The 23,057-nt window shown below is 43.0% G+C and carries 15 protein-coding genes; 9 read left to right on the top strand and 6 right to left on the bottom strand.

Going from position 1 to position 23,057, the window contains the following annotated elements; genetic code table 11:
* Positions 1 to 5 precede the first annotated feature (5 nt).
* The 6 genes from ACOOE0_RS07810 (at position 6) to ACOOE0_RS07835 (ending at position 11,992) form a co-directional block, all read left to right on the top strand.
* The gene (locus ACOOE0_RS07810; protein WP_420401910.1) at positions 6 to 716 is read left to right on the top strand and encodes a hypothetical protein; all 711 of its coding nucleotides are present in this window, start codon (positions 6 to 8) and stop codon (positions 714 to 716) included.
* A 499-nt stretch (positions 717 to 1,215) separates the two neighbouring features.
* Positions 1,216 to 2,277 carry an aldose epimerase family protein gene (locus tag ACOOE0_RS07815; protein WP_420401911.1) on the top strand — a complete coding sequence of 354 codons (1,062 nt, stop codon included), beginning with the start codon at positions 1,216 to 1,218 and terminating at the stop codon, positions 2,275 to 2,277.
* Between the two features lie 216 nt (positions 2,278 to 2,493).
* Positions 2,494 to 5,898: a G8 domain-containing protein gene (locus tag ACOOE0_RS07820; RefSeq protein ID WP_420401912.1), complete on the top strand. Its 3,405-nt coding sequence runs from the start codon at positions 2,494 to 2,496 to the stop codon at positions 5,896 to 5,898.
* A gap of 2 nt (positions 5,899 to 5,900) precedes the next feature.
* Complete coding sequence (locus tag ACOOE0_RS07825) at positions 5,901 to 6,611, top strand: hypothetical protein (protein WP_420401913.1); 711 nt, start codon at positions 5,901 to 5,903, stop codon at positions 6,609 to 6,611.
* A 144-nt stretch (positions 6,612 to 6,755) separates the two neighbouring features.
* Positions 6,756 to 10,031 (top strand): T9SS type A sorting domain-containing protein, encoded by a 3,276-nt coding sequence (locus ACOOE0_RS07830; RefSeq protein ID WP_420401914.1) that lies wholly within the window; start codon positions 6,756 to 6,758, stop codon positions 10,029 to 10,031.
* Positions 10,032 to 10,060: 29 nt separating this feature from the next.
* On the top strand, positions 10,061 to 11,992 hold the full coding sequence (locus tag ACOOE0_RS07835; RefSeq protein ID WP_420401915.1) for a hypothetical protein: 1,932 nt from the start codon (positions 10,061 to 10,063) through the stop codon (positions 11,990 to 11,992).
* Between the two features lie 31 nt (positions 11,993 to 12,023).
* Here the strand turns inward: ACOOE0_RS07835 and ACOOE0_RS07840 are convergent, their stop codons facing one another.
* The 3 genes from ACOOE0_RS07840 to ACOOE0_RS07850 are packed head-to-tail and all read right to left on the bottom strand — an operon-like array spanning position 12,024 to position 15,711.
* A complete protein-coding gene (locus tag ACOOE0_RS07840; RefSeq protein ID WP_420401916.1) occupies positions 12,024 to 13,154 on the bottom strand; it encodes a hypothetical protein in 1,131 nt (376 codons plus the stop codon).
* Positions 13,155 to 13,168: 14 nt separating this feature from the next.
* The gene (locus ACOOE0_RS07845; protein ID WP_420401917.1) at positions 13,169 to 14,131 is read right to left on the bottom strand and encodes a sugar-transfer associated ATP-grasp domain-containing protein; all 963 of its coding nucleotides are present in this window, start codon (positions 14,129 to 14,131) and stop codon (positions 13,169 to 13,171) included.
* 2 nt (positions 14,132 to 14,133) lie between these two features.
* Positions 14,134 to 15,711, bottom strand: a complete 1,578-nt coding sequence (locus ACOOE0_RS07850; RefSeq protein ID WP_420401918.1) for a 7TM domain-containing protein — start codon at positions 15,709 to 15,711, stop codon at positions 14,134 to 14,136.
* A 74-nt stretch (positions 15,712 to 15,785) separates the two neighbouring features.
* On the opposite strand from ACOOE0_RS07850, the gene ACOOE0_RS07855 reads away from it, so the two are divergent.
* Genes ACOOE0_RS07855 through ACOOE0_RS07865 form a run of 3 tightly spaced genes read left to right on the top strand, consistent with a single transcriptional unit; the run spans position 15,786 to position 19,864 of the window.
* A complete protein-coding gene (locus tag ACOOE0_RS07855) occupies positions 15,786 to 16,301 on the top strand; it encodes an RNA polymerase sigma factor (protein ID WP_299382881.1) in 516 nt (171 codons plus the stop codon).
* A 51-nt stretch (positions 16,302 to 16,352) separates the two neighbouring features.
* On the top strand, positions 16,353 to 17,270 hold the full coding sequence (locus tag ACOOE0_RS07860; RefSeq protein WP_420401919.1) for a FecR domain-containing protein: 918 nt from the start codon (positions 16,353 to 16,355) through the stop codon (positions 17,268 to 17,270).
* Between the two features lie 8 nt (positions 17,271 to 17,278).
* A complete protein-coding gene (locus tag ACOOE0_RS07865; protein WP_420401920.1) occupies positions 17,279 to 19,864 on the top strand; it encodes a TonB-dependent receptor in 2,586 nt (861 codons plus the stop codon).
* A gap of 8 nt (positions 19,865 to 19,872) precedes the next feature.
* Here the strand turns inward: ACOOE0_RS07865 and ACOOE0_RS07870 are convergent, their stop codons facing one another.
* The 3 genes from ACOOE0_RS07870 to ACOOE0_RS07880 form a co-directional block, all read right to left on the bottom strand.
* Complete coding sequence (locus tag ACOOE0_RS07870) at positions 19,873 to 21,093, bottom strand: ROK family transcriptional regulator (RefSeq protein WP_420401921.1); 1,221 nt, start codon at positions 21,091 to 21,093, stop codon at positions 19,873 to 19,875.
* A 243-nt stretch (positions 21,094 to 21,336) separates the two neighbouring features.
* A complete protein-coding gene (locus tag ACOOE0_RS07875) occupies positions 21,337 to 21,759 on the bottom strand; it encodes an L-rhamnose mutarotase (RefSeq protein WP_420401922.1) in 423 nt (140 codons plus the stop codon).
* A gap of 36 nt (positions 21,760 to 21,795) precedes the next feature.
* Positions 21,796 to 22,683 carry a carbohydrate kinase family protein gene (locus tag ACOOE0_RS07880; protein WP_420401923.1) on the bottom strand — a complete coding sequence of 296 codons (888 nt, stop codon included), beginning with the start codon at positions 22,681 to 22,683 and terminating at the stop codon, positions 21,796 to 21,798.
* Between the last annotated feature and the right edge of the window lie 374 nt (positions 22,684 to 23,057).

Below are 23,057 nucleotides of genomic sequence, written 5' to 3' on the forward strand. Positions count from 1 at the left end.
ATTTGATGATAAGATTAAAATGTTCAGTATTGCTGTTTGTGTTTCTAATCGGTTGTAGTAGTGATGGTGGAAATGGCAACGCTGAAGAACCGGATAAAAAACCAGTTGGGACGAACGAAGCCCCTTCGATACCTTTATTGATTTATCCAAGTGATAATCTGGTATGTATTGAGAACGAGTTGGAGTTTGAGTGGAACGCAGCTGCCGATTCTGATGGAGATCCCATTACGTATTTTGTGGATGTTGCTTATGATGGGAATTTTGAGAATATGGTCAATGAGACTTCAACATCGGATTTATCTTCTGTGATGGTTTTAGAAAAGGGAGAAACTCTATTTTGGAGGGTCAGAGCTTCGGATAACAACAACAATTATAGTGGTTATAGTGATACTTGGAAGTTTTACACCGAAGCAGAGACTGAACCTAATAGATTGCCAACACAACCTACTTTGGCAAACCCAAATATTGGCACCTTGGTTGATGAATCCTCAATAGATTTAATTTGGAATACGACAGATGAAGATGGTGATACATTAAGCTACGATCTTTATTTTGGCACGGATGAAAATCCCCCTTTATTTGACGAAGGGTTAGAAAGTGACACATATTCTATTTCGGTAGAACCAGGTAAAGTGTATTATTGGAGAGTTGTTTCCAAGGATGGAAGAGGGGGGGTGTCCATAGGTCCAATATGGGATTTTGCGACTAATGATTAACAAAACTCTGCACATCGTATAATCCTAATAATTCAATTGGCCTTTTTCAGGCAGAACTAAATATTTGATTAATTCTGAAACCATTAAGTGTTCTTTTTTAAAATCACACCTGGTTTTTGGCAAAGGTCCATATGTAGCCGAAGAAATGTATTTTCATCAATTTCCACAGTTTCTACCCAACAGGTATTATTAGATGGATTCTTAGTATGCCCATTCTCAATCTTGTACACCATAATATCAAAAACAACTTAATTTCATTAAAGTATCCCGAGATTCTTGGAAAAGTTATTTAGCTCCGCTGTTTAAGCAAAGGACACATTGGACAGAATTTGAGAATATTTAATCAAATCTTACTAATATAACATTACAAAGATTATATTTGCTCATCCTGCAAAGAATGGTTCGCTCAAGATTTGTCTTGTTTGAATGTGCTTAGGCGTTTGTAGCCAAGACATTTTATTGCAAGGAATCGGTAAACAAGCCTAATTGATAAAGTTATATGACTATAGAAGAATCTACTTTTGGTTATACCAAGGAGAACCAACGGGTGTCGCTTTTTAAGCTGGGCAATGGAGCTGGAATGACAGTGGAAATTCTTAATTATGGAGGCATTATAAAAAATATTTGCGTTCCTGATCGGTATGGAAAGGTGGAAGATGTAGTCCTGGGGCATGATAATATCACTGACTATGAAGAGAAAAGCGATTATTTTGGATGTATAGCTGGTCGTTTTGCGAACAGGATAAACCAAGGCAGATTTCGCATCAATGGAACGCAGTTTCAGTTACCGCAAAACAGCAATGGCAATAGTCTGCATGGGGGCATCAAAGGTTTTGATAAACAGATTTGGAAAGCCCAAACCTTCCATAGTGGGGATGAGGTTGGAGTTTCCTTGTTTTATCTCAGTGAAGATGGCGAAGAAGATTATCCAGGCAACATGAAATGTTGGGTTACCTACACCTTGGACAATAGCAACCAATTAAAAATCGAATACCGCGCGGAAACCGATAAAACCACGATTGTGAATTTGACCAATCACACCTATTTTAATTTAAAGGATGGTGGCGAGACCACAATTCTTAATCATGATTTAAAGATCAAAGCATCCTGCTTTACCCCTGTGGATGCCAAATTGATACCTCATGGCACCATTGATTCGGTGAATGATACGCCTTTTGATTTTAGGGAATTCAAAACCATAGGCGAGCATATTGAAACGGGTCATGTCCAACTTAAGAATGGAGGTGGGTACGACCATAATTTTGTATTGGACAAGGAAGATGGGGCTTGCGAATTGATTGCAAGTGTTTATGAGCCTATTTCAGGTAGATTATTAGATGTGTTGACTACCGAGCCTGGTATTCAATTTTATTCTGGAAACTTCCTAAAAGGCGATATTGTTGGCAAAAATGGTGTGGCCTATAAGTTTAGGTCTGGGCTTTGTTTGGAGACGCAACATTTTCCTGATGCCCCGAACCATGACAATTTCCCATCCACAATTTTGAATCCTGGAGAGCAGTTTGAGAGTGCCACCATTTACAAATTTGGAGTTGAACCTTAACCGATTGGGCTACGGACTGGAATCCAGTCAATAGGATGTATCTATCATGATATTCCGGAAAAGACGATTTCAAAAACTTACTTCTTAACATAATTCATGTTACTTACTAAAGATTAATAAGTAACTTAGCGCTTTGTTTCACTTTTTAGAGGTAATGGGGTTGGGTAAACTTGATTTGCACTGTTTATAAGGTTAGTTATAAATATTAAATAAGATATGAGAAAACGACTATTTCGAAGAAATCATTTAAAGTTCCTGTTAGCCATATTGGTCTTGATGGCCTCCGTTTGGAACCTACAAGGGCAGTCTGCCGTCCAAGTTGCGGGTACGGCTACAGTCACTGCCACCCAAAGCGGTAATTGGAGTGCAGCTTCAACTTGGGGAGGGAATGTTCCAGGGAATGATGCCAGGGTTTTGATTCCAAACAATGTCACCGTCACTGTCGACGCTTTAATTGCCCAAAATTTCAAATCCATTCGTATTGCCAGTGGTGGAAAACTACAATATGCCACAAATGTGAATACCGAACTCAGAACAGAGTTTTTGGTCAGCGAAATGGGAGGCTCTTTTGAGATCGGCACGGAAGCAAATAAAGTAGATGCTACGGTAACCGCCAAATTGGTATTCGCTTGGCGGGGTGGTACCACACAAGCGGAAGACCCCAACCGTTTCGCTCCGGGTGCGGTCTTCATGGGACCGGTTCGTATGCATGGTGCAGACAAGACCAGCTGGACCACATTGGCCGTCCATCCAACAGCGGGGGCTACTCAATTGTCATTGGGTACAACACCTGCGGGATGGAGAGTGGGTGATGAATTGGTTGTGGCGGGAACTGACATCAACGATTATCAGAGTGATGAAAAGGTCACCATAAGCGGTATTGATGGAAGCACGGTAACCTTGACTAACGCATTGACCAAAAACCACCAACCACCTTCGCAATTGGCCGGTATGGTTGATGTGCATGTGTCCAACAATACAAGAAACGTCATCGTTTCCTCAGAAAACCCCGGTGTTGCTGCGCTTAGTGGAACCAATGGCTATGGAAAACCCAGGGGCCATATGATGTTCATGCACAACCCCGATGTTGTTTTGAAATACATTGAAACTGAAAACACCGGTAGAACGGATAAAGCTATTGAACTGGATGATTGGTCCGTACCGGAGGAAGGCGAGGAAGGACAGCCCGATCCAAGATGGAGCACAACCGTTCCTTATCCCGCTGGGGAAGGTAAGAATCCAAGAGGTAGATATTCCATTCATTTTCATAGGACTTTGGACAACAATTCCAACAAAGCACTTGTGGAGGGATGTGTGGTCAACAATGACCCGGGATGGGGCTACACAAACCACTCTTCCAATGTTGATTTTATCAATAATGTAAGTTATGAAGTGGTCGGCTCCGCCTACTGCACGGAAGCAGGTGACGAACTGGGTTCTTTTCTCAGGAATATTGCCATTAGGACCTATAATCCCTCAGAACCCCTAAACCTAGGTCGCCCAGCGGGTGGCGAATTGGGAATTGAAGGTGGCCGTACCGATGGTCTTACTGATGGCCGCGAACAAATTTCAGATTTTGCCCACCAAGGAGATGGATTCTGGGTTCACGGAACGGGAGTTACCATTGAGGGCAATGTGGTCTCCGGCTGCAGTGGTCATGCCTATATCTATTGGACCGAAGGACTTTGGGAAAGTCTTAAAGGTCGACCCCAGATGCAAAACAGGATTGACCTGTATGTGGACCCTGTGGAGTTTCCCGCTTTAAATGCAGAAGTAAAAGCCAGGGCACAACAATACCCCAATTGGATCTTTGATGTGTGGTACATTCTCCCCAAACCTTTTAAGGATAATATCGGATATACTTCGGCCCAAGGATTCCGTGGAGACTACATCATGACAGAGTTCCATGAAACCAATGACCCGGAAAGCATTGAATTCAATGTAATGCCTCCCAATTATCGCAATACGATGAACTTGGTGATTGAGAACACCTTGTTATGGGGTATCCGGAGAACCGGAATGCAATTTGAGAACTGTGCCCAGATCACCTTAAGGAACAACAAGATATTTGGGTATGGTGCTTCCACAGCTTTAGCACCTTGGCGACCCCAACCCAACCCTTATCCCGGACTTTTGGAAGTGGAGCCGCACTCCATTGGTGTGGACTTGGATCAATATCACAATACGCGTAGCTGGACCCTTGAGAATAATACTATAGTAGGGTGGGACGGTGAATCACAAGCATTGACTTTGCCCATGAATGCAGAGGTGTTGGTGAACGGAGGAACTTTTGATAATTCAGGAACGGACATTTTTATTCGGGAAGTGAACTGGGCCAGGGGCTGGCAAGATAGAGTGGTAAATAATGAGGAGGTTAATGATCCTGGGAACAATAGTAGAATGATCATCGCTGACCCCACACCTGTGGATAAAACCACACCTTGGAGGAATATCCTCATCCAAGGCAATATCGTTTTTAATAATCCAGATAAAAATATTGTGCTGGATGCCCAGATGCACCTCGTAAATAATGCAGGGGATTCCTTTGCTTTGCTTCACCCTGATGGATCTGGTGTGAAAATGACGGGGTACTTTTTACTCCCTGATAACATCACTTTAAATTTTGGCCCTTTCAACAATACCAAAGTTTATTTTGATGAACAGGCTGCGGATTTTGTGCCGGTTCCCTCGGCCAACCTATTAGATCCGCTTAGGTATGATGCGGAAAACATCTTTCCCGAACGTCGTACGCCAAATGTATTTCTAGGAAAAAGCAATCAGGAATTACAATCACTGTATGGAACCTCTTTAGGTGGTGAAATATTACCTGTAACGGCGAACACCCACCCGATGATCACTGGAGGAAAAGTGATTTATGCTGTTGAGGGATGCCCCATTGATGATCTGCCGTCCAACAACTTTACCATTAATGCGGTGGACGAGACCTGTGCAGGAAAAAACAATGGAAGCATATCCATCACAAGCCAGCAATCAGGTTCATATCTGGCCAAGATCAATGGGGTGGAGCAGTCGTTTACCACCAACGTGGACTTCAATAACCTAGCTCCAAATACCTATTCCGTCTGTGTCTCCTACATAGGGACGACGGTGGAATGTGAACGCTGTTTCGAATTAGTCATTGGTGGCGGGATTGCGCTTTCAGGGACTTCTTCCCTTAAAACCAAATCTGGATTTGGTAACGAAGTAGCGGTAAAAATGGCTGCAGGGACGGCACCGTATACAGTTCGTGTGAACGACAAGGTGGTCGGGCGATATACCTCCAAAGATTTTTCCATTCCCGTGGAACACCGAGACCGCGTAACAATTACTTCGGACAAGCACTGTGAAGGGCAATTGGACTTCCTGGCCGAGTTATATGAATTGATTGAGATTTACCCCAATCCCGTTCTAGACCATTTCAATATCCGGGTTCCTTCAGACGAAATGGATAGCCTTTCTGTCGGAATATATACGATGAATGGAACATTGCTCCAACAAAAGGAATATACGATTCAAAATCGTGAGGCTACAGTAAAGTCAGATGGATTAAAAAAAGGTCTGTACATGCTCAAGGTGGGCTGTGAAGGACATGAACGAAACTTTAAAATAATCAAAATATAAAAATGAAAACAATAAATAAAAGTAGGGTGATTCTTGCCCTGATGGCTTTTTCAGCGATGATGTTCAATGCCTCGTGCTCAAAGGGAGACGACGAACCTGGTGGAGGTCCTGGTCCTGGTAATGAAGTGCCCCTTAAAGCGGCAAAATTGGAGTTTCCGACCAACGATCTTATCTGTACCAACTTCAATTTGGAATTCAGATGGTCAGACAGTAATACAGGTACGATCACCCAAGAAATTGAGGTGTCCAAGGACAATGGATTTTCAACTCCAGTGTTCCAAGAAGCGGTTAGTGGGAATACAAAGGTCTATACCCTAGAGCGGAATACGACCTACTATTGGCGAATCATCACCAAAAGATCGGGATCGGAGGAGAACGCTACTTCTGAGGTGTGGAAGTTTGTAACGGAACCAGAGGCAACAGCCAATAGTGTCCCGTACCAACCAGCCTTGGTCGCTCCGGCAAATGAGGGATCGGTGGTAGGAGCTACTGCGGATTTGACATGGTCTGGGGAAGATCCTGATAACGATTCACTCACCTATGATGTTTATTTCGGGACTTCCAATCCACCTGCCTTGTTGGTTTCGGGTGTTTCAGAAACAAATAGGACTGTTGATCTTCAAGGTGCTGGCACCTATTATTGGCGGATTGTGGTCAGCGATGATAAACAGTCGGCAGCAGTAGGTCCGGTCTGGAATTTTAAGATAGATTGATTTGGATGGTGTGGACCGTCGGCTTTTTCTACCCAAAGTCGGCGGTCTTTTTTATCAAAACATAAATAAAAGTAAAATCAAGTATAACGAATGGTCAATTATTACAGCAATATTTCAAAAAGAGTTAAGAATTGCGCACATCTTGTGGCAATAGCAATTTGCACCGTATTTGTGCAGTGCGTTGGATTTGGACAGTCGGCAGTGGACGTTGCCGGCACAGCTACAATCACAGCCGCCCAAAGTGGTAACTGGAGTGCTTCGGCAACATGGGGAGGCCTTCTTCCATCGGATGATGATAGGGTTTTGATCCCCAATGGCATTACGGTCACGGTGGATGGACTTATTGCCCAAGAGTTCAAATCGGTTCGCATTGCACAAGGAGGGAAATTACAATATGCAACAAATGTAAACACTGAATTACGTACAGAATACTTGGTCAGCGAAATGGGCGGCTCCTTTGAGATTGGCACAGCTGCTAACAAAGTGGATGCCTCAGTTACCGCAAAACTGGTTTTTGCGGAAAGAGGAGGGACTACACAAGCGTTTGACCCGCAAAGATTTGCTCCAGGGGCTGTGCTGATGGGCCCGGTTCGGATGCACGGAGCGGACAAGACCAATTGGTTGGGCTTTGATAATGCCAACCAACCGAATGCCGGGGCAACCCAGTTGGTTCTCAATTCCGTACCCTCAGGTTGGAATACTGGGGACAAGTTGGCGTTGGCAGGGACGGATATCAACAGCTTTACCAGCGATGAGGTAGTGGAGATATCGGGGATTGCAGGAAATGTGATTAGCATACAAAGCCCATTGGTCCTAGACCACAAAGCGCCATCGCAAGCAGCTGATCTTGATGTTCACTTGGCCAATTTGACCAGAAACATCATTGTTACTTCAGAAAATCCAAGTGTGACTTCCATCAGTGGGGAATTTCGAAAGCCAAGAGGGCATATGATGTTTATGCACAATCAAGATGTGGATTTGCGATATGTAGAAGCCAACAATACGGGAAGGACAGACAAATCCATCATTTTGGATGATTGGGATTTTGAAGATTTGGAAAGAGGTCAGGACACAGGTTCGCCTGTGCCCAACGGAGGAAGGAATCCCAGGGGGCGTTATTCTTTTCACTTCCATAGAGGTGCTGTGGATACCAGTGTGTACCCGGCCAAGGCCTTTTTGCCAGACCCGGCCCATGTGGAAGGCTGTGTGGTCAATAATGATCCCGGGTGGGGCTTTGTGAACCATTCGTCCCGTGTCAACTTTGTCAGGAATGTAAGCTATGATGTGGTAGGGAGTGCATTTTGTACCGAATCGGGGAACGAAACAGGTTCCTTTATAGAAAACATTGCAATACGGACGTATAACCCCACTGAGCCTATGACCGCGATTCCAAGGCCTAGGAATTCATATTTTGAGGGTGGACCAACCCAGGCTTTGGCCGATATTAGGGAAGGAAGGCAGGATTTTGCCTGGCAAGGGGATGGTTTTTGGTTCCATGGAACTGGTGTGACCGTTGAAGGGAACGTGGTGGCAGGATCTACTGGCCATGCTTATGTATACTGGGTAGACGGACTTATTGAAAAAGGTTTGGGAATGGCCCGGGGTGATATTGATACCCATGTACCGGCTGCGGAATTTCCTGTTCTGAACCAGGCCCTGAAGGATTGGAAAGCGCAATATCCAGGGTTTGTACTGGATATTTGGTACCTACAGCCCCGTCCGTTTCGCAACAATACTGCCTACACCTTGGCTAGGGGCGTGCATACCTATTATGTGCATACGGAGTTTCACTTGAGCAGAGAGGAAAGTAATGATCCAGAAGAATGGATGAACCTTACTCCAGATATTTATCGCCAACAGCTTAACCTTGTTTTTGACCATACGATATTGTGGAATATTCGAAGAAGGGGATTTGGACATAACCATACCTCCAACGTTACCATCCAAAATTCTAGGGTTGTCGGCTATAATTCTTCCCAAGAATTTGAGAATTATGGAACCAACCCGCTTCCTGGAGTAGTGGCCGAGGAACCGGTTGCGATCGGGATTGACCTCGATTTTTACCACAATACCTATAACTGGAACTTGATCAACAATACCATTGAAGGTTTTTCGGGGAATGCCGTTGGGCTTACAACGGCATTAAATGCCAACGTAACCATTGATGGGGGAACTTTCAATAATTCAGGGACCGATATTGAGATTAAAAATCCGACCCAACAACCCAATGAAGATTTTCCAATGGTATTTGATGGGGGATATCCAAGAGTCGTGATAAAGGAGTCTGCAGGTCCTATCAATTTTTTGAATGCGAACAAGAATATTGTGCTCTTGCCACAACTTCACAACCATAATTTTGACCAGGATGGATTTGCTCTATTGGCGGATGCCAAAGAAGAGAATTGGTTCTTTACTCCACAGAACATTTCATTTGATTTTGGTCCTTTCAAGGATTCCCAAGTCTATTACAATGCCCAAGATGCTAATTATGTTCCCATCACCAATGAAGCCAGATGCACTCTTGAAAATGGCGATGAGTGTATCGATAACCGATATGTTGGAAAGACCAACCAACAGCTAAGTGCACAAAACAATGGGCAGTCCTTTGCGGGAGCTATTACTCCTATAACAGCCGTCCCACATCCTTTGGTTGTTGGAGGCAAGGTTTTGGGCATAAGTGTGGAAGGTTGTCCTTTGGATGATTTAGTGCAGAATAATTTTGAGATCAAAACCGTAGGAGAAACCTGTTTGGGAAAGAACAATGGTAACATCCACATCAGTAGTGCCCAGTCCGGGGTATATAATGCGAATGTCAATGGAGTAGATTATCCGTTTACTGAAGAAACCCAAATTGATGGGCTGACTCCGGGAAATTACGAATTGTGCATCAGCTATATTGGTGCAGCGAGTGATTGCCAGCGTTGCTTTGAGGTGGCCATAGCGGCAGGAAATGAAATTTCAGGGAGCACCTCCCTTGTTGCAAAAACGGGACAGGACCATCAATTGTCCGTGGAAATTGTCAATGGGACCGCACCCTTCACGGTTCGGGTGAACAAGGATGTCGTAGGTCGTTTTAATAGCAAGGAATTTAAAGTCCCTGTAGAGCATGGCGATAAAATAACGGTGACTTCGGATAAGGCATGTGAAGGGCATATGGAGTACAAGGCGGAACTGTACGAGCTTATCGAACTCTACCCAAACCCGGTCAGTGATTATTTTACCATAAGTGTTCCATCAAAAAGAATCAAGACCATAGACGTTGGAATATTCTCTATGGGTGGGACATTGATCCAACAAGAGGACTACCAGATTGAAGCCCGAAAGGCCAGGATTCCTACCGATAGTCTGGTCCCAGGAACATATGTGGTCAAAGTAGGATGTGAAGGCAAAAATGGATCCTATAAAATCATCAAGAAATAAATCTAGGTCAAACGAAAACTATTTGAACAATGAAAAATTCAATCAAAAAAGAAATCTTGGAAATTAACCGTGTCCTCTCCGCACTTGTACTGGGGATATTTTGTGTTGTGGGAACTTTGGCCCAGGAGGGCAATCTCTACAAACTCCCTTCAGGTCCAGATGGACCGGGAGCGTTTGGGGCCTATTATGCGAAATTGGAATATGATCCCATTTGGGACAAGGATTGGCGCATTGGTGATCATCCGGATGTGGTGGTACAATTTGAAGATGGGGGACATAAGTTTGTGTTCTGGAGAGGTACTAGTTACATTCCGGCATGGGTGTCGGAAAATGGCGTTTGGTATACCAACGAATTTGTGGAGCGCAGAGATGTGCACAGCTCAAATACTACTAGCATTGTGGAGCCCATGAGCGATAAACAATGTCGCTATTCCCAAGTACGGATCATTGAAAGTAATGATGCACGCGTAGTGGTCCATTGGCGATACGCCCCTGTTGATGTGAGTTATGAGCATCCATTTATAGACCAAGAAACAGGTTGGTTTGATTGGGTGGATGAGTATTATACCATTTATCCCAATGCCAAAGGTGTGCGCAAAATCACTGCGCATAGCAGTGGATTGCACAAATGGATGGAATTTCAGGAAGCGATCGTAATCAACCAACCAGGCACCCTGCCTCACGAAAATATTCAAAACGGGGCCATTTCCGTTGCAAATATGGAGGGGGAACATATCACCTATGTTTGGGATGAAAATGGAGCGCCGCTTTTCGACAAAAACCCATCCAAGGCCAATATTTTTAAGGTAAACCTTAAAAGCGAGTGGCATCCTTTTGCCTTGGTGTCACCACCAAAGGAGTTTGACAATTTGATTACCCCTTACCGCGGAACTGGAAAGAACTCCTTTTTCAACTGGTGGGACCATTGGCCTGTTTCCCAAGATGCCAGCGATGGTAGGGGGGCGGAAAGTGCGGAAAAACCCTCACATTCTTCCTTGGGCCATATTGCATTGGCCATAGATCCACCTGTGGACAGTTGGGGAAGCTATGGTTATAAAACCGTGATTCAAAACCAAGCCCTTCAATGGACGGCAACAGAGTGGGGAGCTATAGATCTGATGTTCGATAAGCCGGAAGATTTAAGGAATGGGATTCACTTTTCATTCGACTATGCCAATTTATGGACTTCGGATGTAAAATTGATCATGTATGACCGTTCCTCAGAAATCACCGAGGATATTGATCTTGCCAAATTGGGGACGGGATTTACCTTGAACGACAAAAACTTCAATACCTATACTGCAGAGATACAATTGGAGGACTTTAAAGACGAGGCCGATTTAAGCAGGATGTATGAAATTTATCTGGAGATTCAAGGTTCGGAAACACCTAGAACCTTTGCATTGGATAATCTAAAATTGGCTTCTAAAAAGAACGGGTTTGTGTATTCCTTGGATTTTAATGAACCTGATGGTACCATGATTGAATCCTTAAACCTGCCGGATAAGGCCCAATGGGAGCCTTATGCGAAATCCGAAAAGAAGGTGACCAAGTTGATGCTGCATGGAATGACAAAAGGTGAAGTACAAGCTTTGGTCCCATTTGCCAAAAGTTGGGACAATCCCGCTAAATTGAACGTCAAGGGAACGGGTGGATATACAAACAATGGATATGATCCTACCCAAATGGCATATCAATTACAAAATGGGCAGGATATATTTAGCACATTGACCTTTACCATAGAGGGAAACATTGACTCCCCCATAATCGACCCCGCCATTGTTGTTGGGAATTGGAAAGGTGGGGAAGATCTGAGATTGTCCATGAACGGCAATCGACTCCAAAAAGGGAAAGACTACCGAGTTGGAATCAGCAAGACCCTACATGGAAACGACCTTATACTTTGGTTGGATATGGAATCTGACCAATCCATCGAAATACAGGTGGAAAAGTCCAACTAGCTAGAGAGGGAACTATGGATGCACTAGATTTTCATAGTTCCCATTTTATCCCAATCCCGGCATATTGATTTCGGTACCCCCTAAAAGATCGGGCCGCCAAATCTGAATAATTCGTGGTTCTCAACCTACTGTATAGATTGCCCGTAAGCGAAAAACTGCTGTGACTTAACTGGTGCTCAAAGCGCAGGGAAAAGTCGGTGTAATTATACGCAATGTTCTCTTCCAATGGGCCTTCATTGTCTCTCGCTAGTATATCGGTATAATCCCTTTTCAGGTATTCAATTTGAGATCGTATTCTGGTTCTTTTGGTTTTTACATAGAGACCCAAAGAGGGGCCATATTGCCGAAATCCAGAACGATTGGCCAATGGGTCCATACGCTGATAGTAGGTGACGCTGGGTTTTAATCGTATGGATTTGCTAATGGGATACTCGTAATACGCAGTAGCTCTGATATAGCGCCAATCCCGATTACCTTCACTGGATATTTCGGATGCATTGAAGGTGTTGTACAACCGCACTTTGTAATAGGCAAGAAACCCTAGGGTGTGTTCTAAATCCTGTTTCTCAAATTCCTTTTCCAATTTAAGCTGACTACCAAATTCGTGGTATTCCAAATCTCGGGTCCCAAAGGCATCAAAATTCTTGAAATTATGGAAAAGTCGAATACGACCGGTTACATCCTTGGTGTTGGTTCGCTTCAGTTCAAGTTCAGAACCCAAGAGGGTATACCCCAATGGGTTCACCAATACATCCTGGGCTCCATCCAACCCTTCACGGTTCATTCTTTTGAAGTTCAAACCTGCAAAGAATCGCGTTTTTCTATTGAACTTATGATCATATTTGACTTTGGAATCGATGCTCCAATAACTGTCGTCCATGTTCTCTTGAAAAATTCGGGCATAGGGGAGGGCGTAGAACCGAATACGATCCGCGCCCCATTTATAGCGAAAACCGTAGTCAGCGCTGACGTCTTGATAGAAACTGCTGGAAATCAAATCTTCCTCGGTTAAAAGGCCATCATCAGTGCTGATCATGGTAGGACTTTTAAAATAGTTGTACTCATAACCACCCAATGTGGCAATTTCCAATTGATGCCTTTCCTGTCCAACAAGGACAAAGGAAACCAAGCTTATACAAATGCTGATATATATTTTTTTCATGACTGGATTATGTTTTAGCCTACTAGTTGTTCGCCAATAGGTTTAAGAATTGGTGATTCTTTGTATTGAGATAATTTTCGGATGGGGACATACTTGCTTTGTTGTTCTTCAACAAGCGCAATGGCCTTGCGCAACCCCATTTTGTTGACCAATTGGATGCCCAAGCCTGGTCTTACGTTTACTTCCATTACTTGTGGCCCCTTTGTTTTGTCAATGACCAAGTCAATGCCCAAGTAATCCAACGGAAATGCTTTGGCCGTCGCTTTTGATATTTCGATAAGCTCATTCCAGTAAGGAATGGGCTTCCCGGTTATGGTTTGGGGGTTGTCAGGATGATGGTCCAAATAACGCTTCCCGTCAAAGACCTGGGTCAAGGTCCCTTTGTTGATGTCAATCCCGATACCTACGCCCTTCTGGTGCAGGTTTGCCTTACCATCCGATTTGGAGGTGGGCATTCGGAGCATGGCCAAAACAGGTTTATGTTTAAGGGTAATGATCCTAAAATCGGGAACTCCGGTGCCGTATATTTCACCAAAAAAGGGATGGGGAACAATGCATTCCTCAATAAGGCAACTGTCTGTGGACCCCATGGAATATACCCCAGAGATAATGCTCATGATATGATGGACCACCTGCTGATCATGGATTATTTTACCGCCACTGATCCAATTATTATGTAGCCTTTTACGTAAAATTTTGATGCCATTGCCCCCACAACCATTGGCAGGTTTAATGGCCAAGGTGTCATATTTTTTGCATGAGGTCCAGATACGTTTTATCTCACTTACACGGTTGATGACAGCGTAAGTTTCTGCACAGGCAATATGGTTTTTATGTAAGATTTCTTTGGATTTAACCTTATCGTCCGCAAGGGCATAATGCTTTCTGGGATTGTTCGGATAAATAAGATTCAAATTCCTGTCGTTGAGCCCCACAACTTCTGAATTGGGACCAATGTTGAAAAATCTGCCTAACATATTCAAACTGATTTTGGGGTTAGTAAAGGATTAAAGCGAAGAACCTCGGTCCAACGTAACCCTATGTATTTTCCAAGGACAATGGACAACATGATTACCCAGATTAGGATTTCCGGAAAAAGGATCAGTACAGTGGGAAGCCATTCATTGGCTATCACATAGTAACATACGGATACGGCCATCAAGGTCTGGAGCAAGGTGCTCGAAGCTTTTTGAAAACCATCTTCTTGGATTAAGGTGGAAAAACGTTCCGCAGAAATGGTAAGAATAATGGTTGGGAAAATCGTAAGTGAGGTTAGCCATACAATCTCGGTTTTGACACCCAAATAGGAACCCAGTGCCATGACCATGACCATCAAAGTGAGGGAAATGACCATTTTGGGAGTTTGCAACAGTCCCATCCGGTTGAACGGGTGTGCAACCAATCCAACAAATAGTATCAATCCCAAAAAAATGAAAATGCCTTGTGCAAAACCAGTTTCTATCAACGCCATGGCAATGAGTACCGGTAAAAACACCCCAAAGGTCTTCAGGCCAACCACATTTCTTAGAAAGGCCACGATCAAGCCACCTATGGGGAGTAACAATAACAGATGGAGGCCCTTTTTTGGCAAAACCTTTTGTTCTACTAGTCCCCAAAGCGAAAAAGGGGAGATGTTACTGAATTGTTCTGAGTTCATGCTCAGAAAGGGAATCTTGTCCAATTCTTTTATTTCATAGGTATAGTCCAATTGCACCCCTGCCGTATGAACCAATAGGAATTCGTCACCAGCATACAATTCCAGAAAATTGGAAGGCATGTAGGCAAAGTGTCCATTGAGGGCATCAAAAGGAACCCATTGGTCATCGATCAATATTTCGACCCATGCGTGCGAGGTCCTTTTTCGGGTATGTTCCAACAAGATTCCGCCCTTAATTCTGGCAGGATACCCTAGATTTCGTGCCAGCGCCACCAACAATCTACTTTTGCCATTGCAAGAGGCCCTATTTTGTTCCAACGTGGTTAGGGCATCGGTAAAGCTAATGATGGGAGCGGAAGGAATGGAATGAACAAAGTTGAACAAGCGTTGTACTGATTCCAAATCACTTTTGGAGCCCAAGACCAGCTCCTTTGCTTTTTGGGAAATTTTTGGATGAAAAGCCTGGATATGTTCAGTTTCATTCAGATAGGGGTGTGCGGCCTCTAAGGTACTTTTGAAGTTTTGGGGAATATGGAACTGTTTTGCCTTGCCCTCGTACATGAACTGATAGTCCACATTTTGGAATAAATTGGGCTTGTTGGCGGTCCAAACGCCCATCAGGTTTCCGTCTTGGGCAACCCGTTCAAATTGAATGCCCTTTTTTGCCCCTGTTTCTTCCGCACTGATGCGTTGTCTACTATTATTTTTTGGCAAATAGGTTTTAATGGTGGTGTTGCCATCATTGTTCTTAAAATAATAGCGGTAGGTTACCAAGTACATTTCCTCAGCATAAAAATCGTCCAGATTTTTAGAAACCGGAATCACCTTATATAAAAGTGACAGTCCGGTGAGGAAACTAATGACCAGTAAGGCCATCTTTAAGTTTTGGGGTGTGTGCATAATACTATATCTTTACTTTTTTACTAAAACCGGTCAATCGAACTTTACCCAACCCCAGGGAAATTTTCCTCTTCATGAACACCCCTGAACAGTCTGTTTGCGACGAAAAAGTTTATAACACTATATTCGAAAGATATTCAGAGTCCCTTCGCAACTATCTGTATTATCAATGCAAGGATTTGGATCAGGCCGAGGATTTGACCCAAGAAGCCTTTATCAAATTATGGCAGCATTGTGCCAAAGTGCTGTTCGAAAAAGCAAAGGCTTTTCTGTTCACAGTGGCCAAGAATAAATTTTACAACCAAGTGGCCCATAAAAAGGTGGTGTTGGACTATGCGAATTCCAAACCCCACAAGACGGCAGATCACGAATCCCCGGAATTTCTTTTGGAAGAAGATGAATTCATGAAAAAGCTGCAGTCTGCCATAGACGCATTACCGGATGGACAACGTGAAGTATTCCTTCTGAACCGTATCGATAAAAAAACCTATAAGGAAATGGCTCAAATGCTGGGTGTTTCAGAAACGGCAATTGAAAAAAGAATGCAAAAGGCCCTGTTAAAATTGAGGGCCATAATTAAAGAAATATAACGGGGTTGGGTAAATGGCGTTTGAGCGGTTCCATAGATGAGAATGTAAATCATGGCGGATAAAGAAACCATATGGGCAAAATGGATGGCCGGTGAACTATCACCGGAAGAGCTATCATCGCTGGAACAACATCCGGAGTTTGAGGAGCACCGTCGTATCATTCAGGGAATGGAAAGATTCCAGAAACCTGCATTTGACAAAGAAGCCCTTAGGGCAAAAATTATACAACACAGGGGTGCAAAGGTCCATCCCAAGCCAAAATCACCCAAAGTAGTATCGCTAAAATGGTGGGGTTATGTAGGAGCCGCCGCAGCGGTAATTGCATTGCTATTTGGTGTATTGTTTGTCGAGGTTGAATATAGTACGGCACCTGGCGAAACACTTGTAGTGGAACTACCGGACGGGTCCCAGGTACAATTGAATTCGAACAGTAGTCTGAGCAGAAAAAGATTTTTATGGAATTCCTCCAAGGAAGTTGCCCTTGAGGGGGAAGCTTACTTTAAAATCCAAAAAGGAGACGGATTCACGGTCCAGGCCAATTCTGGGATAGTGGGAGTACTTGGAACAGAGTTTAATGTAAAGGATAGGGGAACTGCGATGGAGGTAGCTTGTTTTGAAGGAAAGGTAAGGTTCAAATCGAGAGACGGTCAGCACGAATCGTATTTGACCAAAGGAATGCGGGTTAGATTGGAGGGAGACCAATTTGAAGAAGGAACTTTTAGCAAGGATAGTCCGGACTGGATGCAGGGAAGAAGTGTTTTCAACAGTATTTCGCTAGGCGAGGTATTGGTTGAGATGGAAGCCCAATTCGGAATAAGATTTGAAGTCAATGGTGCAGATATTTCGCAAAGATTTACAGGCAGTTTTACCCACGAAAATGTTGACATTGCTTTGCAAACGGTATTGGTTCCCATGGGTATCCCATATCAACTCGATCCAGATAAAAAAGTGGTAATTTTAGGACAATAAGGTCCCGTATGCGCAACCTTCCCTTTATTTTATTTCTTTTTTTTAGCAGCTGCTATTGGGGTCTTGCCCAGGACAAAATCTCAGCGGATTATTCAGCAGTGCCCCTCAAGGAAATCATCAAGGATTTGGAAAGCAAAAGTGACCTTTATTTTTCCTATTCCGAAGATGTAATTGCAGATAAAACGGTTTCACTTCGCTTTGAAAATTTGTACACAGACCAAATTTTGGCGTTGCTGGCCACGGAATCAGGTCTTGTTTTTGAAAAAGTCTCAGCAACCGATATCATTATAACCTTGCCAACCTTGACCATGGATCTCTGCGGGTATATCCACGAACGTCCCACTGGGAAACCTTTGGTAGGAGTCACTGTGGCCATAAACGGCAATGCGCGAGGAAGTATTAGTAATAGCAATGGTTATTTTGAGTTTAAAGCGGTTACCATAGGCTCTGAAATTAGGTTGGCTCATTTGGGGTATAGGGATTTGGTTATTGTGGTTGGGGATGTTTCCCTATCGGATTGCCCCATTTTGTTTTTGGAGCCTGGTTTGGAAACCTTGAACGAGGTAGTGGTAACCAGCTATTTGACCAAGGGGCTGGACAAAAACAGTGATGGGTCATTCAGTTTGACCAACAATCGATTAGGGGTATCTGCTGGATTGGTTGAGCCAGATGTTTTCCAGAATATACAAAACCTGCCCGGTATCACCAGCTTGGATGAATCAGCGGCGGGAATCCAAATTAGAGGTGGTTCCCCAGACCAGAATTTGGTTATTGTGGACAATATTAAAATGTACAATACAGGCCATTTTTTTGATTTGATCTCTGCTATAAACCCCTATCTCATTGAAGGTGCTAGAATATACAAGGGAGGGGCAAGCCCAAAGTATGGCGATCGGGTCTCGGGAGTGATCGACATATATTCGGATAGGGCGGTACCACAAAAAACTACAGGGGGTCTGGGCATTAACGGAACCCATGGGGATGCATTTTTAAAAACACCATTGGGCAAACATGTAGGGTTGTTGGTTTCCGGTAGGCATTCGTATTCCAACATATTCCAAACCCCTACGTTCAACGTGCTTTCCAATAAAGTTTTTCAGAATGAAACTTTAGTGACGGATGCGGCAGGCGGCATCTTTGAGCAATCAGAGGACAGAGCTATAAAGGATGATTTTTTCTTCTATGATAGTCATGCTAAACTTCTTTTTCAACCAGGGAAACAGGATACGATTTCCGTAAGTGGAATTATCACCAAAAATGACCTTGATTTTGTAGTTCAATCGGATGAAGATTTGGTATCAGATAGGTTGATTATTGAAAATCAAGGGGTGGGGTTTTCTTGGGAAGGTACCAGAACGAAATGGTTCAACCACTCCCTATCTGCCTATTATTCCTCTTTGGATAGCAGTTATAAAAACGAAATTTCCGAAGAAGCGGTTTTGGAAGAAGAAAGTTTTAGGTCCAACACCGTGGAAGACTATGGACTTGGATTGGATCTGGCCTTCGGACTTAGCGGACATCATTGGCTTAATAGTGGATTTCAATGGTCAAATACCACTGCTTCCTTTCAGTTTACACGAACAGAAAGCAACGATGATAATGAAATTCCCGAAAATAGCGCAACGGAACGCAACGGTGAGTTTTCTACCCATGCAGCTTATTTGGAATATCAATATAAACCAGATTCCAAGGCGATTTTCAATGCCGGAATGCGTGTTTCCAAATATTCAATTTTGGATGGTATTTTTTGGGAGCCTCGGTTAAATTTGGAACTACCCATTTTTGATCAGAACCTGAGATTTAAGATCACGTTTGAAAATCGGTATCAACCCATAAGTCAGCTCATTGAGTTTGAGGATAGTCAAACCCGTTTGGAAAATAAAGTATGGACCGTTTCCAACGGGGAGGATTTTCCATTGCTCAAAAGCACACAGTTCTCTGCGGGATTGCTGTTGAACAATGGGGGTTGGACTTTTGAATTGGATGGTTATCGTAAGCAGCTCGACGGCTTGACCTCCTTTACCAATGGTTTTACCAATTTGGTTGAAGATTATTCGGAAGGGGAGAGCACCATTATGGGAATTGATATGTTCCTCCAAAGAAAATTCAAGAATTACAGTCTGGTTTTGGGATATACTTTTAATGATGTGGAATATACATTTGAGGAGCTTCAGGATGGCTCATTTCCAGGCAATAATGATGTGCCCTCCAATTTTAGCATATCAAACATTTTTGAAAAGGACAATTGGGAATTCGCCTTGGGATGGACCATCAGATCTGGCACTCCTTATACACCTTCAACTGGTCTAGATGATGAGAATGAGATTGGATTTGGCGCTATCAACAGCCTTCGATTGCCAAGTTATCATAGGCTGGATGCATCTCTCCGTTATGGATTTAATTTTTCATCATCTTCCAAAACCAAGGGAGCCATTGGCTTATCTGTATTGAATATATATGATAGGCAAGTACCATTGTTCGTTTCATACCGCGTGGACGATGATCCGGTTACAGATGAACAACAAGTTACATTGATAGAGCAATTGTCTCAAGGATTGACCCCTAACCTATCGCTGCGGATCAACTTCGAATAGCATTTTGATTATAGGTCAAACTGGAAAATACGGTGCAGAATTATGGAAAGCGCACCGAGTAATGAGGCATCGTCACCAAAAGAGGAGGGCAGAATATGCACTTCTTGCTCCAACTGTTGGAAACGGTTTTTTGCAATTTGCTCTTTGATTTTTTCAAAAAAGATATCGCCATTTTTGGTGAGACCTCCAGTGATAACAATAGCTTGGGGATCAAACATTTTGATAAGCATGTCCAAACCAATTCCCAAATGTGCCATGGCGGTATCGAAGATTTCCACGGCCAGGGAATCTTCCTCTTTGGCGCAATCAACCACAATTTTAGCCGTAATATCTTCCTTTTTTCCATTGACTTTGGACAAGATGCTGCTTTTTGGATGATTGGCTACTTTTGCCTTGGCAATTTCAGCGATTCCATATCCGGAAGACAAGGATTCCAAACTTCCCCGAAGTCCATCCTTGCCCACAAAATTACTTTCGGTATCCACAATGATATGGCCCAATTCTCCAGAAAACCCCTTATTGCCATAAAGCGGTTTGCCATCAATAATAACCCCAGAGCCAATTCCGTAACCTGCGTTGACAAAGATGAAATTGTCATATTTTTTGCCTTCGCCATGAAGCAGTTCCCCAAAAGCAGTAACTCGTGAAACGTTGTCGTAAAAAATGGGGAGATCCAAATGTTTACCTAATTCAGCCTTAAGATCCACCTTTTTCCAATTGAATACTGGTGAGTATTCAATAATGCCACTTTTAAAATCGATAAGTCCGGCAACGGCAAGGCCCATTCCCAAAATTTTGGAAACATCCAGATTGGATCGCTTCTTTAGTTTATCGACCAATTGTGCAATTTGATTGCATATTTTTTCAACTCCTCCGCTGAGATCGGTGGGTGTTTCCACCTCAATGATGATATTTCCTTTAAGATTTGATATGGCTCCACGTATGCTGGTCGATCCAAGGTCAATGCCAATCACATACTCTTCGCTACCGTCAAATTTTAGCATTTTAGGAGGTCTTCCTCCAGTGGAGTCTCCTTCACCAACGACTACGGCAAGACCACTTTCCACCAAATCGTCAACTATTCGGGTAACCGTAGGGGCACTAAGTTTGGTAAGTTTTACAATTTCTGCCCTTGATACCAATTCGGTATCCCTGATTATTTTGAGGATCTCAATTTTGTTAAGCTTGTTGATATAAGAAGCATCCTTCCCCAGTGAAAGCCTGTTCATAAGTTATTCCGAATTTAACTTTCGCTAATATAAACAATCTAGATACTTTTTAACGGTATTTAAATAAAAATGAAAGCCTAAGAGAGTGAGAAGTCCTGCTTGGTCCTCCTGGATGAATTACACAAGTTTTGGAATGGAACTTAATTTAATCTTGTGATTTGGTCAAACTAGTATGAAAAATGCCCAACCATTTCTGTTTACCTGCCTCTGATAAGGTGGTTTTTGTTCGGTTTAGTTCTACCGTTATTGATTGAAGTAAACCTGTTCCATAGTAGTCCAACTGGTGGCACCTTCCAAGGGTATTTGCATGGGGTCGCAAACTTTTAACCATTCAATGGTCCTTTTTTCATGAGCCATTTTTTCCATGTCTCCCTCAAAATCTTCACCCACATATTCATAATAACCAAATTCGTAAAATTCCCCAGGTTCCAATTCATGTAAAAAGATGGAAAAGTTCCGAATTCCATATTTGGTAAGCAGGTCTCTCACTCCAGGATTCGAATCGGCATGAAGGGCCTTGTATTCGTCAATAAATTCAGGCTTGAGCTTGATAACCATGCCTACTCTTTTTACCTCTGATTTGGCATTGACTTTGGAAGTTGTACTGCAGGAAGACATAATTATTACAATGATTAAAATAAGAACTTTCGGGATGTGATTTTTCATTTTGAATTCGATTTTGTTTAGTACTGGATGTATGGTTTAGGTTGTCATAAGTTGATGGATGGCTTTCGGTTTTAGAATGGGGTTGGAGCCTGAACTTTGTGCGACTAAAGCTCCTACGGCGCAGGCAAAATCCAAGGCCTCTTGAGGATTGTTTTCTGTGATCAGTTTGGTGATCAAACCCGCTAGAAAGGAATCACCGGCGCCCACAGTGTCTACCACAGCCACAGGATATCCTGGGTTATAATAAAATGCATTTTCATGATATAAAAGCGCGCCCTTTGATCCTTTGGTAACACACATACTTTGGGTATTGGTTTGTTTGCAGATTTCAATAATGGCATCCTCGGCAGAGCTTGTTTGAAAATCATATATGACGGAAACAATATGAAATTCCTCTTCACTCATTTTAATGAAATTGGCCTTTTCCATAAAGCTGTGCAAAGTGCCGTTATGATAATGTGGGGGCCTTAAATTTAGGTCCAAAACCCGATATTTGGCATAGGTGAGCAAAGCCATTAACGTACTTCTCGAGGTCAAATCCCTAGCGGCAAGCGTTCCGTAAATGAAAACATCAGCTTTTGAGGTTGCTCGTATGGCATTTTCGTCTAAGGCAATGTTGTCCCATGCAACGGGATATCGGATCTCGTAGGTGGCATTTTGCTGTTCGTCCAAAGTTACTATGGCCTCCCCGGTGGGGTAATTATTGGTGATTTGAAAGTGTTTGGTGGAAAGCCCTAGATCTTGAAGAAATTTCAAAGCCCTTGATCCATCCTGATCGTTCCCTACAGCACTTATAAAATTGATGTTGCATCCCAAGGACTGCATGCGCAGTCCTACATTTAAGGGAGCACCCCCTATTTTGGTTGCGTTCGGAAATTTGTCAAACAGAACCTCACCAAAACAGATAACTTTTATTTTTTCCATGGATTTAGATAGCATTGACAAGCGGGCGACCGGTTGGTCTCCAGAGTTTAAATTTAAGTATGGTTGTACGAAGTTTTATCCGTTTGATCAAAGGGATGAGGTGCAATAACACCTTCATTTCCCATTATTTTTCCAAAAACATTGTAAAGGTATGTAAAAAAGTTATATTTGTAGGGTTGATTTTGTGAAAATCGCCAAGTTTTCTAAATTGGAAGTTCTGCAAAGTCTTGTTTTTAGGGCTTTGAGATATTAAAGATTAATACTTTTGATAATTTAGAAAGAATATAATTTTAACTATATTTATTCACAAGAACAAGCTTATGCTGTTTTCTTGGGTGTTAATTGGGAATGTTTAACCAATTATCTGGATCTTA

It is taken from the genome of Flagellimonas sp., from assembly GCF_965215805.1.
Lineage (GTDB): Bacteria > Bacteroidota > Bacteroidia > Flavobacteriales > Flavobacteriaceae > Flagellimonas.

Excerpts from the sequence above, each read along its gene's own strand:
- ACOOE0_RS07840 (WP_420401916.1), bottom strand. The coding sequence starts at position 13,154 with ATGAAAAAAATATATATCAGCATTTGTATAAGCTTGGTTTCCTTTGTC.
- ACOOE0_RS07845 (WP_420401917.1), bottom strand. The coding sequence starts at position 14,131 with ATGTTAGGCAGATTTTTCAACATTGGTCCCAATTCAGAAGTTGTGGGG.
- ACOOE0_RS07825 (WP_420401913.1), top strand. The coding sequence starts at position 5,901 with ATGAAAACAATAAATAAAAGTAGGGTGATTCTTGCCCTGATGGCTTTT.
- ACOOE0_RS07815 (WP_420401911.1), top strand. The coding sequence starts at position 1,216 with ATGACTATAGAAGAATCTACTTTTGGTTATACCAAGGAGAACCAACGG.
- ACOOE0_RS07860 (WP_420401919.1), top strand. The coding sequence starts at position 16,353 with ATGGCGGATAAAGAAACCATATGGGCAAAATGGATGGCCGGTGAACTA.
- ACOOE0_RS07810 (WP_420401910.1), top strand. The coding sequence starts at position 6 with ATGATAAGATTAAAATGTTCAGTATTGCTGTTTGTGTTTCTAATCGGT.
- ACOOE0_RS07835 (WP_420401915.1), top strand. The coding sequence starts at position 10,061 with ATGAAAAATTCAATCAAAAAAGAAATCTTGGAAATTAACCGTGTCCTC.
- ACOOE0_RS07850 (WP_420401918.1), bottom strand. The coding sequence starts at position 15,711 with ATGCACACACCCCAAAACTTAAAGATGGCCTTACTGGTCATTAGTTTC.
- ACOOE0_RS07870 (WP_420401921.1), bottom strand. The coding sequence starts at position 21,093 with ATGAACAGGCTTTCACTGGGGAAGGATGCTTCTTATATCAACAAGCTT.
- ACOOE0_RS07865 (WP_420401920.1), top strand. The coding sequence starts at position 17,279 with ATGCGCAACCTTCCCTTTATTTTATTTCTTTTTTTTAGCAGCTGCTAT.
- ACOOE0_RS07855 (WP_299382881.1), top strand. The coding sequence starts at position 15,786 with ATGAACACCCCTGAACAGTCTGTTTGCGACGAAAAAGTTTATAACACT.
- ACOOE0_RS07875 (WP_420401922.1), bottom strand. The coding sequence starts at position 21,759 with ATGAAAAATCACATCCCGAAAGTTCTTATTTTAATCATTGTAATAATT.
- ACOOE0_RS07820 (WP_420401912.1), top strand. The coding sequence starts at position 2,494 with ATGAGAAAACGACTATTTCGAAGAAATCATTTAAAGTTCCTGTTAGCC.
- ACOOE0_RS07880 (WP_420401923.1), bottom strand. The coding sequence starts at position 22,683 with ATGGAAAAAATAAAAGTTATCTGTTTTGGTGAGGTTCTGTTTGACAAA.